Source organism: Pseudomonas putida, assembly GCF_002025705.1.
In the GTDB taxonomy this organism is placed as follows: Bacteria; Pseudomonadota; Gammaproteobacteria; order Pseudomonadales; family Pseudomonadaceae; genus Aquipseudomonas; species Aquipseudomonas putida_J.
Map to the genome: position 1 here is coordinate 1,153,369 of NZ_CP018846.1, position 12,174 is coordinate 1,165,542.

A 12,174-nucleotide genomic window follows, 5' to 3' on the forward strand; every position below is an offset into this window, starting at 1 on the left:
TTGGCCACCCGAATCAGCGTGTAATCAATTACATTTACAAGGTCTACACTAGCTTGGCTACCATCAATCCACGCCTATCTGTCCTATCGGGTTCGCCAAAATCGACTGGGGGCATCCGCCTGGATGTTCAGGGATTGCGCGCGGTGGCTGTATTGGCTGTCATTCTCTATCACGTGAACGGGGCGTGGCTAAAGGCTGGCTTTATTGGTGTTGATGTATTTTTTGTCATATCCGGCTTTATTATTACGACTCTCCTGACAGAGCCTGGCCGCCAGGTTGACCTTTTGGCGTTTTATGTTGGTCGTGTCAAGCGTATTGTGCCGGCATATGCTGTCATGTTTACGACTGTCTGCGTGGTTTCAGCCATTCTGTTCCTTCCACCTGATTTCAGTTTTTTTTATCGAAGCCTTAAGTCTGCCGCACTTTTCTTCAGTAATCACTATTTTGCTGAGTTTGGCAGTTATTTTGCGCCCAAGGCCGAAGAGTTGCCTTTGCTGCATACATGGTCCCTGGCCATCGAAATGCAGTTTTATATATTTTTCCCGTTACTGATTTTATTTTTGCCACGGCCCTGGCATCTTCCGGTGTTATCAGTGATTGCGCTGGTTTTGTTTGTGGGGTCGGGCATTCAGGTTTTATCGGGTCATCAGGATAAACTCTATTTTTCATTAGTAGCACGTGTGCCTGAATTCATGGTTGGGGCAATCGTAGCGATTGGCGCGCGCCATACGGCAATATCCTCACCATTGTCGGCGCTTCTCGGTGTGTTGGGCGCGGCACTGCTTATTGGCGGTTTTCTATTCATCGACAAAGGAAGCTTTCCAGGCTTTTTGTCGATAGTGCCTTGCGTTGGAACGGCCGCGATAATAATCGCGCGCCGCGGACCTATTACTGATTTGCTCTCGACGCGTGCCTTGGTTTGGCTGGGCGGTATTTCCTACTCGCTCTACCTTTGGCATTGGCCAGTTCTAGCATTTATTCGCTATTACACGGGGCATTATGAGCTCGGTTCGGGATGGGTGGTATTGGCACTGGTAGCATCTTTGGCGTTGGCCTGGATGTCGTATAACTTCGTCGAAGTGCCGGGGCGAAGGAAATCGAATATCGGTAAACCATTTGCTAAATGGGCTGCCGCAGCGGGTGGGATGCTTATACTTATCCTGCTCGCGCGCCATGGCAATCGGCTATTGGATTCCCCGTTGCCCGTAGAGCAAAAACGCTATGCGGACGCTGAATTGATTTGTCATGGACAACAAGTGGGGGACTGCAAGCGAGGTGCCGAAAAAGTACAGCCTTCCATCTTGGTGATTGGTGATAGCCATGCAGCCCAGCTAAATTATTTTTTTGATCAAGCTGGTACTGAACTAGGTATAGCTTATCGAGTATTGACAGCGAGTAGCTGCGTACCTATTCCAGGTTTTGACATTGAGCGATTGCCTGAATGGGCTCGAGAACCTTGCAAAGCACAGATAGCTGCTGTGGAAGAGGCGCTGCCGCATACAGATAAACTCATAATCGCTGCCCTGTGGCAATACCAGATGCAGAGCGCACCTTTCGTAACGGCGCTGAAGTCATTTTTAGATGATCTCGAGCGATCTGGCAAGCAAGTTATTGTCATGGGTCAGGTGCCGATGTTCAGTTCTAATGTACAGCGTGTCAGGCGATTTCAGGAAATCGGGTTACCCGCTTCTCTTGTGTTAGGTGATGACTGGCGTATTGCCAATCGCCAGGTCGAGGCTGTGGCTGCAAGTTATAAGTCGGTGCACTACGTGGATTTCTCCAGTTCGGCTTTTTTTGCAGATGCCCCTTACGACCAGGGTGATCTGATTTACTTGGATAATCAACATTTGAATGAGGTCGGCTCGCGTCGCTACGGGCATTTTGCTGGCGCGAAGCTACAGAGCTTGTTCGAGTCAACCCAATCTGAGGTGAGTCTTAAACAATGAACCACTATCAACATCCCAGTGCGATCGTCGATGAGGGCGCCCAGATTGGTGCGGGATCGCGTGTATGGCACTTTGTGCATGTCTGCGCGGGTGCGCGCATTGGAGCAGGCGTTTCCTTGGGGCAAAACGTATTTGTCGGCAACAAGGTAGTTATCGGCGACCACTGTAAAGTGCAAAACAATGTTTCGGTCTATGATAATGTTACTCTTGAAGAGGGTGTATTCTGCGGGCCCAGCATGGTTTTTACCAATGTTTATAACCCGCGATCCTTGATTGAACGTAAAGATCAGTATCGGGACACCTTGGTAAAGCGTGGAGCGACGCTAGGTGCAAACTGCACGGTAGTTTGCGGAGTCACTATTGGTGAATTCGCTTTCATCGGGGCGGGTGCCGTGATAAATCGTGATGTGGCTGACTATGCTCTGATGGTTGGTGTTCCTGCTCGTCAGATCGGTTGGATGAGTGAGTACGGAGAGCAGCTAGATTTACCGTTAAGCGGTGAGGCAGCGGTAACCTGTGAGCACAGCGGTGCAACGTATAAGTTGCAAGGCAATGTTATCTGCAAAATGGAAGTCGTTAAATGATCGAGTTCATTGACCTGAAAAAGCAGCAATCACGAATCAAGGGTAACCTTGATGAGGCTATTCAGCGAGTGCTAAGTCACGGCCAGTACATCTTAGGGCCAGAAGTGTCGGAGCTCGAGGAGAGGCTTGCGTCTTTCGTTGGTGTTAAGCACTGCATTACGTGTGCCAATGGAACTGATGCTCTTCAAATTGCTCTCATGGCCTTAGGCGTAAAAGCTGGCGATGAGGTTATAACTCCCGGATTTAGCTACATCGCTACCGCCGAGGCCGCTGCGGTGCTTGGCGCCAAAGCCGTATACGTTGATATCGACCCTAAGACTTTCAATATGGATCCGGGCCTGTTGGAGGCGCGGATCACGGAAAAAACCAAAGCAATCATTCCTGTCTCCCTGTACGGTCAATGTGCAGATTTTGACAAGATTAACGCGATTGCGAACAAGCACAAGATTCCTGTTATCGAGGATGCAGCCCAGAGTTTCGGTGCGGTTTATAAAGGTAGACGCTCCTGCAGTCTTAGTACTGTAGCTTGTACGAGTTTCTTTCCGAGTAAGCCACTGGGTTGCTATGGTGACGGTGGTGCTATGTTCACTGATGATGATGATATTGCACTGGCTTTGCGGCAAATTGCGCGGCACGGGCAGGATCGTCGATATCATCACGTTCGGGTAGGTATGAATAGCCGTTTGGATACGCTCCAGGCAGCGATTATCTTGCAAAAATTAACTATTTTCGACGAGGAGATCTCTCTTCGTCAGAAAGTTGCTGGTCTATACGCAACGAAATTGAAGGGCTTGGGCTTGCTAAGCCTGCCTTACATAGAGGAGCACTCTACTAGTGTGTATGCTCAATATACAGTAAGGGTTGCTGATCGCCCTTCGGTGCAGGAAAAGCTAAGCGCTGAAGGAATTCCTAGTGTGGTTCACTACCCCATCCCCCTAAATAAACAGCCAGCTGTGGCGGATGAAAACTCCGTTTTGGATGTGGGTGACGAAGTTGCTGGTCAAGTTCTAAGTTTGCCCATGCATCCGTATCTCACGGAGCAAGAGATCAACCTTGTCGCTGCAGCCCTTGAGAAATGCTGACTCGAATATACTCGAAATTCAATACTGGATTTGCCCGCGCCGTGGTTTTGGTGGCGGGCGGGGCCTTTGTGTCTCAAGGAATCATAGTTGCTGTCACGCCGATCCTGACGCGATTATTTAGTCCAGAAAGCTTTGGAGTGCTAGCGGCGTTCACATCGGCCCTAACGATATTGATATCGCTTGCATCGTTAAAGTTTGAGTTGGCCATTCCTCAAGTAAAATTTGAAAAGCAAGCCTTTGAAGTGGCGGTGCTATCTTTTTATATCCTTGGCGGATTGGCAATGGCGTCGATGGCTCTGCTGGGGGGGGCTTGGTTGTTGGTTCCGGGCTCTCTCCACGGTTATTATTGGCTGGTTCCTCCCGGTTTATTGTTTGCCGGTGCATTTCAGATTGCGACTTACATCGCTATCAGAAATAAAGATTTTAAAGGGCTGACCAGCGCCAATATTCAGCGTAGTGTAGTTCAATCTATTCTGCAGGTGGCAGCTGGGCTATTGTCGCTAGGCGGTTTTGCATTAGTTATTGGGTATGTAATTAGTCAAGCTGCCGCTGGCTTGGGGATTATTAGCAGGGCCTTTAAGGGGCGTAGTGCTCCAAGCAGGCTCAGGCTGTTAGCGCTTGCAAAAAAGTACAAAAATTTTCCGCTTTTGGCCGCGCCTGCAGCCATGCTGAATGCAATGGCGCTAAATATCTCCCCATTCGTAATCATCTACGCGTTCGGTATGCATGAAGCAGGCCTGTTTGCGCTTGCACAACGAGCAATGGGCGTGCCTATGGCGTTTTTGGGGACAGCAATTGCGAATGTGTACTTGTCTGAAATACCAAGGGTTGTCGAGGCCTCCAGGTCGGATGCCCTTAGCTTCTACAAGCGGTCATTAAGAAACCTGACGATTGCAGGCTTGCCTGTGGTTATTTTGGCGGCAGTGGTTCTTTATTTTGCAGTTGATATGATCTTCGGTGCGGAGTGGTCAGAGGCATCGGGGATCATGCTCGTGCTGGTTCCTATGTTTTTCGGGCAGTTTGTGGTTTCACCGCTAAGCCAAACGTTGAATGTTATTCAACGGCAAGATGTTCAATTGAAATGGGACCTTGCTAGGCTCATCGTGCCAAATTCTGGCTTGCTGGTATCTGCTGTTTCAGGCGCAAGCTTTGCCATGAGTATGTTGGTGTTTAGTGTGCTGATGTTTATCATGTATGCAGTCAATGTTCTTGTGACGTTGCGGGTTTTGAAAGATTAAAAAATGGATTGAGTTTTGGGGGCTGTATAAAAAATGAAAGTATTCACTGTCGTAGGCGCAAGGCCACAATTTATCAAGGCTGCTGTTGTGTCGAGAGCTCTCGCCGAGGCAGATTTTCCGGTTAGAGAAATTTTGGTTCATACAGGGCAACATTATGACAATAATATGTCGGATGTGTTTTTCGATGAATTGAGCATTCCGAAGCCGGATTACAATCTGGGTCTCGGTGGTGGCACCCATGGGCAGAACACAGGCAAGATGATCGAGGGCCTTGAAGCTCTAATGCTCAAGGAGCAGCCGGACTGGGTGCTTGTCTATGGGGATACTGATAGTACCCTTGCAGGTTCTATTGCTGCCGCTAAGTTGCACATACCCATCGCACACGTCGAAGCGGGGCTGCGTTCGTTCAATCGTGTAATGCCTGAGGAGATCAATCGGGTTTTAACGGATCACGTTTCTAGCGCACTCTTCGCACCGACTGTAGTTGCCAAGCTAAACCTGGAGCGCGAAGGTATTAGTGCGGACAAGATTCATGTCGTTGGTGATGTGATGTGTGATGCGACTGCCTTCTACAAGAGCAAGGCCGAAAAGCCAAGCTGGTTTGAGGCGCTCAATCTCGCAGAGCATGAATTTATTCTTTGTACAATCCATCGCGCCGAGAATACAGATTCAGAGGTGCGCCTTAGAAATATTGTGCAAGGGCTTCAGGAATCTCAGTTGCCAATCATTTTGCCTCTCCATCCGAGAACGCGTAAAAAAATGAAAGATCTGGGAATTGCTTTCTCAGGCAATATTCATGTCGTGGACCCGCTGGGATACCTCGAGATGAATTGGCTAGAGTCCAGATGCAAGATGATTGCAACCGATTCAGGTGGGGTGCAAAAAGAGGCGTACTTCCATGGAAAATTCTGCGTCACCCTGAGGGATGAGACCGAATGGGTGGAGCTTACTGAAAAGGGAGTAAACGTGCTTGTAGGCGCTTCCGCAGAAAAAATCGCTGCAGCACTTCGATCAAATGTTGATCATGATTTTGGTGAAGATTTGTATGGGAATGGTCAAGCAGCGGGCAACATTGTTCAGGTGCTGAAAAAGTTGGCTTGATTCAGAATTTAGCGATACTTAATGTGCAAGGGTGAGTCAATTGTATAGAGGTCTGGGTGCAAAATTATTCTCCCCGCGATTCGGGTTTTACCTGTTCGTGTGTGCCGTAGGGTTTACCTACGGCATATTGCCATTTTTCTTGTATTCTTACGGAGGGGTGAGTGAGTATTTTTTGAAGCTTTCGCTTCTTACTGCCGTGGCTATAATAAGCCTTTTTGTAGGTTTCAAGCTTTCTGTGCTTGACGGGCAATTCGTGCCTGGGGCGCCGAGAGTTATTTTGTCGAGTGGGCTATTTAATTTTGTTGTATGGGCTTTCTTTTTCGTATTTGCTTTTTATACGTTTTACACTGCGCCTTCCATACCGTTGCTGAGTGCAATTCAGGGTGCAGGTGCTGATGATCTTAGTCAGCAGCGGGGGGACTTTTTCAAGGGGCGGAGTGGTTTTGAATCCGCCTTGCTGTATTTGAGCACTATTTTCACAACCGTGTTGATTCCATACAGTTTGGTGCTGATGTTTCTCAAGAGATCAGCGCTCAGGTATCCGTTACTTTTAGTGGCGTTCGTTTTCTGTATCAGCTTTTTGCAGAAGTCGCTTTTTTTGAATGTGTTCATGCCCGTCATGGTCTGCTTTGCTTTATCGGGTAGGTTGTCGTTCAAAGCGTTGATAACATGCATGGCTCTAGCGGTATTGGTATTGTTGGCCGCAGTCTTTATATCTCTGGGTGGTGGGGATAGCGGTGGCGCAGTTGCAGAGAGCACGCCGTTGGCAGAGTATTTTTCCGCTACCTATTTACCGTCCGGGGGAGGGGATTATTTTCTCTGGCGCGCTTTCGCCGTTCCGCTATTCACGGCGACAGATACATTGCAGGTTCACGCTGACATTTTTAATGGCGAATACCTGATGGGGGCGACTAGCCTTCTTCTTTCTCTTCTCACCGGTGCTGAGCGAATTAATATCGAGCGCTATGTGTTCCAGCACCAGTTTGGCAGTTGGAATGAGATTGCCAATGCTAATGCTGTATTCATCACCGATGCGTTTGTTAATTTTGGCTGGCTGGGGGTGATACTTTTCAGCGTGGTGATCGGGCAGGTGTTCAGGTGGTTTAGGCTATCTGGCGACATAGCATTTAAGTCGTTGTGGCCGGTGTTCGCGTTTACCTTGTTTTCCGCGTCGCTGATAGGTATGCTTATAAGTAACGGCTTTGTGTACATGTTGTTACATGCTTTGTTGATTCGGGTTAGCCTGGGCGCAGGGGATAGAGCTATTGCTGGCGAGCAAGTCGATTCGTCAAGTGTGCAAAAGGTGCATGTAGAATGAATATTGTTTTTTTGGTTCATTATTTTCCGCCGGTGAATAGCTCTGGTGCGAAACGCGTAGAGGCGATCTCGAAGTATCTTGCGGCTGATGGGCACGATGTTACGGTTATTACCACGAGTAAAACTGCCTCCGATGGTCGCTTTACTGAAGTTTACCCGAAAGGTGTTCGTGTTTTAGAGCTTGATTCTTTCGGTCGCTTGCAGAGCTCTCAAGAGTCGTCGGGCGTTTTCGAGCCGATGTATACAGAGCGGCCTTCTTTGAAGCGGCGGGTGAAAGACGTTGTTTTGAACCTGTTCGGCCAAGTGCCGGATCCTCGGCTGCCATTCGCAATTTCGTTCGCCAGCCCTTGGATGAATTCGAGTGTCAAGGATGCTCTGAGCAAGGCGGATGTTGTTATTGGGTCCGCGCCTCCGTGGCCAATGTTGCTCGCTGCGGTTATTTGCAAGAAGCGGTTTAAAGTCCCTTGTGTTCTTGATTATCGTGATCACTTTAGCGAGTGCCACGAGATGCCAGGGGGGGTATTTGCTAAATGGTTGGAGCTCAAAATAGACCGTTGGTTAGTTGGCTGTGCCAATCAACTGGTAACTATTTCTGAGCCGATGAGTTCGTACTATCGAACCATGTCGCAAAACGTGGCGACGATCATGAATGGCTACGACCATGAAGTTCTCGATGCGGCCAGACTTCAAGCCAGGGCCTCAGCCGCCGGAACGGTAGTGCTTCGTTACATGGGTATCGTCTCGCCGGGTCGAGTACCACATAATATCATGCAGGCTTTGGTGAAGCTCAAACAAGTTTCGCCAGAGTTGTTTGAGCGCTTTCGCATTGAGTATTACGGGGGGGCGGACTTGATCAAGGATGCTGTCTCTCGACAGTATCCTACCATTGCGTCGGCATTCTCTTATTATTCAGCAGTTCCTTATCTGGATTCTCTGCGTTTGATTGTCGAGGCGGATTATTTGCTTTTTGCAGAAACGTCTTCAACCCAGACGTTGAGTGCTCAAGGTATCTTGACTACAAAGCTCTTTGAGTACCTGGGGGCGGGTCGGCCCGTGTTAGGTGATATTTCAACTGAAACGCTGGCGGGGTCTTTCCTAAAGCGGGCAGGCGAAGAGAATGTGATTGGTGTTCGCTCGGAAATCTTCTTTGAAAGATTTTGTGAGGCCGAATTTTATGAGCGTAAACCCAACTCGGTTTCGGAGTTTTCTCAAGGATTATCGCGGCGCTCGCAGGCGACACAGTATGCGGAAGTTATTGGCCAGGTAAAGGCAAGAGATCACAAATGAACATGAAGAACCCAAATTATAAAATTTGCACGTCTTGCATCATGGATACTTCGGATCCAAATATCTCTTTTGATGCTCAAGGTGTTTGCGAGTATTGCAACAACTTCAACAATAATATCAAGCCTAACTGGGACACTGGCTCGGCGGGTGAAGCCGAGTTGATGAAAATCGCTCAGAAAATCAAGGCTGACGGCAAGGGGCGCGATTACGATTGCATCATCGGTCTGAGCGGCGGTCTTGACAGTTCCTACCTGGCTTATGTCGCCAAGGAAAAAATGGGTTTGCGGCCCCTGCTATTCCATGTCGACGCAGGGTGGAATACCGATCAGGCAGTCGGCAATATCGAGCGTCTGGTTGACGGCTTGGGTCTCGAGCTTTTTACCGATGTTATCAACTGGGAAGAGATGAAAAGCCTGCAAGTGGCCTTCCTCAAGGCGCAGGTGCCGGACCAGGATATCCCGCAAGATACCGCGTTTTTCTCTGGCCTTTACAAATTTGCCAAAGCGAACAAGATCAAATATGTGCTAACCGGTGGCAATTACTCGACGGAGTGCTGCCGGGAGCCCGAAGAGTGGGGCGCCTACCCGGGTATCGACACAACCCTGATCAATGACATTCACGGCAAGTTCGGCAAGCGCAAGCTCAAGTCGTTCCCGTTGGTGGATGTTCTCTCGTACAAGATCTACTACCGCTATGTTCTGGGTATGCAAGTTGTCCGGCCATTGAACCATGTTCCGTACGTCAAGCATGAAGCTGAAGCGACGCTGGAGCGCCTGTTCGGCTGGAAGCGATTCCAGCACAAGCATCACGAGTCCCGGTTCACTCGTTTCTACGAAGACTACTGGATGCCACGCAAATTCGGTTACGAGAAGCGACGTGCGCATTTCTCCAGCCTGATCATGACCGGGCAGATGACACGCGAAGCAGCACTTGAGCGCATCGCCAAGCCTGAGCTGGACGAAAATTTCCTCAAGTCTGAGTTCGAGTATGTGGCTCACAAGCTTGACTTGACTGTGCCCGAGCTTCAGGGCATTTTCGAGGGTCAGAACAAGACCTTCCATGACTACAAAAACAAGCGTTTCTTGATCGGTATTGGCGCTCGCGTGCTCAGTGCAATCGGGCTGGAGAGAAGGCTGTTCAGATGATTACCATCATTGACTATGGTCTCGGCAATATTCAGGCCTTCGTGAACGTCTATCGACGCTTGCACATCCCCGTGGCAGTCGCACAGAGCGCTGCGCAGCTGGACGGCGCAACAAAGCTGATCTTGCCCGGGGTTGGTGCTTTTGACCACGCGATAGAGCGGCTGGATGCTTCGGGCATGCGGCCGACGCTGGATGAGCTGGTGCAAAAGCACAAGGTACCGGTACTCGGTATCTGCGTCGGCATGCAGATTCTTGCCAATAGCAGCGACGAGGGCCGGTTACCAGGGTTGGGCTGGGTGCCGGGGCGCGTGCGCTCGTTCAAGTCGGTACCTGACCTCGCGGAGCTTCCATTGCCTCACATGGGCTGGAATGACGTGGCTGCGCTCAATGAAAACGTTTTGTTCAAGGGCTTCGAAGAGGAGGCGCGCTTTTACTTCCTCCATTCGTACTTCTTCGAGTGCGAGCAACAACAGCATCGGGCAGCCATGTCTTCCTATGGCCTGGAGTTCAGCTGTGCCGTACAGGCGGAAAACGTCTACGGAGTGCAGTTCCATCCGGAGAAAAGCCATCATTTTGGCGTAGGCCTGTTGAAAAACTTCGCGGAATTGTGAGCGGAAACTGATAAATGCTAAGACCCAGGATCATTCCATGCTTGCTCATCCAGGACGGTGGGCTGGTAAAGACGGTTAAGTTCAAGGACCCGAAGTACGTCGGAGATCCCATCAATGCGGTGAAGATCTTCAATGAAAAGGAAGCCGATGAACTGATCGTCGTCGATATCGACGCAACCGTGCATGGTGTCGAGCCGAATTACACGCAGATAGCCAAGCTGGCAGCAGAGTGCCGCATGCCGCTTTGCTACGGCGGCGGCATACGCACTGCCGAGCAAGCCAAGAAGATCATCCAGTTGGGGGTCGAGAAGGTCGCCATCAGTTCGGCAGCTCTCGACAATCCTCGCCTGATTACCCAGATTGCCGAAGAGATCGGCAGCCAAAGTGTGGTCGTGGTGCTTGACCACAAGTCTCGTCTGCTGAGCAAGACGCAAGAGGTCTGGACCCACAACGGTACGCGCAATACCAAGCGCAGCGTGCTGGAAGTCGCCCAAGAGTTCGAGCAGCTGGGTGCTGGTGAAATAGTCCTCAACTCCATCGAAAATGACGGAAAGATGAAGGGTTATGACGTCGAACTGGCAAGCAAGCTTCGCGCTGCAGTTCATATTCCGATCACCATCCTTGGGGGTGGCGGTTCGCTCGAAGACATGGCTAGCGTAATCAAGGCATGTGGTGTGGTGGGCGTGGCTGCGGGCAGTTTCTTTGTGTTCAAAGGGGCCTACCGCGCTGTGTTGATCAGCTATCCAAGTGCTCAGCAGAAAGACGACATCATTTATTCAGCTCTGCGGGCTCGATAACTCCTCAGGCGCGTGGCAAGGGTCAGATCATATGTTCAAGGGTAAAAAGCTTCTCATCACCGGTGGTACCGGCTCGTTCGGCAATGCTGTGCTCAAGCGGTTTCTTGACAGTGACATCGCGGAGATCCGTATTTTCAGCCGTGATGAGAAAAAGCAGGACGACATGCGCAAGCGTTATGACAACGCCAAGCTGAAGTTCTACATCGGTGATGTTCGCGATTATCAGAGTGTGCTGAACGCTACGCGGGGTGTTGACTACATCTTCCATGCGGCGGCGTTGAAGCAGGTGCCGTCTTGCGAGTTCCACCCCATGGAGGCAGTGAAGACCAACGTCATCGGCACCGAGAATGTCCTTGAAGCAGCGATTCAAAATGAAGTACGGCGTGTTGTTTGCCTGAGCACCGACAAGGCTGTTTACCCCATCAATGCCATGGGTATTTCCAAGGCGATGATGGAAAAGGTCATGGTTGCCAAGTCGCGAAACGTCGACGAGGCAAAAACCGTCATTTGCGGAACCCGTTATGGCAACGTCATGGCGTCCCGCGGTTCGGTGATTCCGTTGTTCATCGATCAGATTCGTGCCGGCAAGGCGCTGTCTATCACTGATCCCAACATGACCCGCTTCATGATGACCCTGGCTGATGCCGTGGATCTGGTGCTTTACGCTTTCGAGCACGGTAATAACGGCGATCTGTTCGTGCAAAAAGCCCCCGCAGCGACTGTTCAGACGCTGGCAAAAGCGTTGACCGCGCTGCTGGGGCAGGACCAACACCCGATTCAGGTCATTGGCACGCGCCATGGTGAGAAGCTTTACGAAGCATTGTTGAGCCGTGAGGAGATGGCATGCGCCGAGGACATGGGGGATTACTTCCGTGTACCACCGGACCTGCGTGACCTCAACTACAGCAAGTTCGTCGAGCAGGGCGAAGAAAAGATTTCTCACACCGAAGACTACAACTCGCACAATACCGAGCGTCTTGACGTCGCCGGCATGCAGGCACTCCTGCTGAAACTCGAGTTTATCAAGGCCATCCAGCGTGGCGAGCATGCAACGCCGGAGGAGTGA

11 protein-coding genes are annotated in these 12,174 nt (G+C 50.3%); all 11 read left to right on the plus strand.

Annotated elements, in window-relative coordinates; translation table 11 throughout:
* Positions 1–53: 53 nt before the first annotated feature.
* Genes BUQ73_RS05295 through BUQ73_RS05345 form a run of 11 tightly spaced genes read left to right on the plus strand, consistent with a single transcriptional unit; the run spans position 54 to position 12,174 of the window.
* Entirely contained in the window at positions 54–1,946 is a 1,893-nt protein-coding gene (locus BUQ73_RS05295; protein ID WP_237772741.1) for an acyltransferase family protein, read from the plus strand.
* Positions 1,943–2,530 carry a UDP-2-acetamido-3-amino-2,3-dideoxy-D-glucuronate N-acetyltransferase gene (wbpD, locus tag BUQ73_RS05300; protein WP_079226959.1) on the plus strand — a complete coding sequence of 196 codons (588 nt, stop codon included), beginning with the start codon at positions 1,943–1,945 and terminating at the stop codon, positions 2,528–2,530. Before BUQ73_RS05295 ends, wbpD begins: the two co-directional genes overlap by 4 nt.
* Positions 2,527–3,612 (plus strand): DegT/DnrJ/EryC1/StrS family aminotransferase, encoded by a 1,086-nt coding sequence (locus BUQ73_RS05305; RefSeq protein ID WP_079226960.1) that lies wholly within the window; start codon positions 2,527–2,529, stop codon positions 3,610–3,612. Before wbpD ends, BUQ73_RS05305 begins: the two co-directional genes overlap by 4 nt.
* Positions 3,606–4,850: an oligosaccharide flippase family protein gene (locus tag BUQ73_RS05310; RefSeq protein WP_079226961.1), complete on the plus strand. Its 1,245-nt coding sequence runs from the start codon at positions 3,606–3,608 to the stop codon at positions 4,848–4,850. Before BUQ73_RS05305 ends, BUQ73_RS05310 begins: the two co-directional genes overlap by 7 nt.
* Before the next feature lie 33 nt (positions 4,851–4,883).
* Positions 4,884–5,951, plus strand: coding sequence for a non-hydrolyzing UDP-N-acetylglucosamine 2-epimerase (gene wecB / locus BUQ73_RS05315; protein WP_079226962.1), 1,068 nt, complete (start codon positions 4,884–4,886; stop codon positions 5,949–5,951).
* Positions 5,952–5,991: 40 nt separating this feature from the next.
* Positions 5,992–7,269, plus strand: a complete 1,278-nt coding sequence (locus BUQ73_RS05320; protein WP_152031508.1) for a hypothetical protein — start codon at positions 5,992–5,994, stop codon at positions 7,267–7,269.
* Positions 7,266–8,555 (plus strand): glycosyltransferase, encoded by a 1,290-nt coding sequence (locus BUQ73_RS05325; protein ID WP_079226964.1) that lies wholly within the window; start codon positions 7,266–7,268, stop codon positions 8,553–8,555. The genes BUQ73_RS05320 and BUQ73_RS05325 overlap by 4 nt, the downstream gene beginning before the upstream one ends.
* 2 nt (positions 8,556–8,557) lie before the next feature.
* Positions 8,558–9,700, plus strand: a complete 1,143-nt coding sequence (locus BUQ73_RS05330) for an N-acetyl sugar amidotransferase (protein WP_079230483.1) — start codon at positions 8,558–8,560, stop codon at positions 9,698–9,700.
* Positions 9,697–10,311 (plus strand): imidazole glycerol phosphate synthase subunit HisH, encoded by a 615-nt coding sequence (gene hisH, locus BUQ73_RS05335; RefSeq protein WP_079226965.1) that lies wholly within the window; start codon positions 9,697–9,699, stop codon positions 10,309–10,311. Before BUQ73_RS05330 ends, hisH begins: the two co-directional genes overlap by 4 nt.
* A gap of 14 nt (positions 10,312–10,325) precedes the next feature.
* On the plus strand, positions 10,326–11,108 hold the full coding sequence (locus BUQ73_RS05340) for an AglZ/HisF2 family acetamidino modification protein (RefSeq protein ID WP_079226966.1): 783 nt from the start codon (positions 10,326–10,328) through the stop codon (positions 11,106–11,108).
* A gap of 31 nt (positions 11,109–11,139) precedes the next feature.
* Positions 11,140–12,174 carry a polysaccharide biosynthesis protein gene (locus BUQ73_RS05345; protein ID WP_079226967.1) on the plus strand — a complete coding sequence of 345 codons (1,035 nt, stop codon included), beginning with the start codon at positions 11,140–11,142 and terminating at the stop codon, positions 12,172–12,174.

Coding starts and splice junctions, on each gene's coding strand:
- wbpD (WP_079226959.1), top strand. CDS start 1,943: ATGAACCACTATCAACATCCCAGTGCGATCGTCGATGAGGGCGCCCAG.
- BUQ73_RS05305 (WP_079226960.1), top strand. CDS start 2,527: ATGATCGAGTTCATTGACCTGAAAAAGCAGCAATCACGAATCAAGGGT.
- BUQ73_RS05310 (WP_079226961.1), top strand. CDS start 3,606: ATGCTGACTCGAATATACTCGAAATTCAATACTGGATTTGCCCGCGCC.
- wecB (WP_079226962.1), top strand. CDS start 4,884: ATGAAAGTATTCACTGTCGTAGGCGCAAGGCCACAATTTATCAAGGCT.
- BUQ73_RS05325 (WP_079226964.1), top strand. CDS start 7,266: ATGAATATTGTTTTTTTGGTTCATTATTTTCCGCCGGTGAATAGCTCT.
- BUQ73_RS05330 (WP_079230483.1), top strand. CDS start 8,558: ATGAAGAACCCAAATTATAAAATTTGCACGTCTTGCATCATGGATACT.
- hisH (WP_079226965.1), top strand. CDS start 9,697: ATGATTACCATCATTGACTATGGTCTCGGCAATATTCAGGCCTTCGTG.
- BUQ73_RS05340 (WP_079226966.1), top strand. CDS start 10,326: ATGCTAAGACCCAGGATCATTCCATGCTTGCTCATCCAGGACGGTGGG.
- BUQ73_RS05345 (WP_079226967.1), top strand. CDS start 11,140: ATGTTCAAGGGTAAAAAGCTTCTCATCACCGGTGGTACCGGCTCGTTC.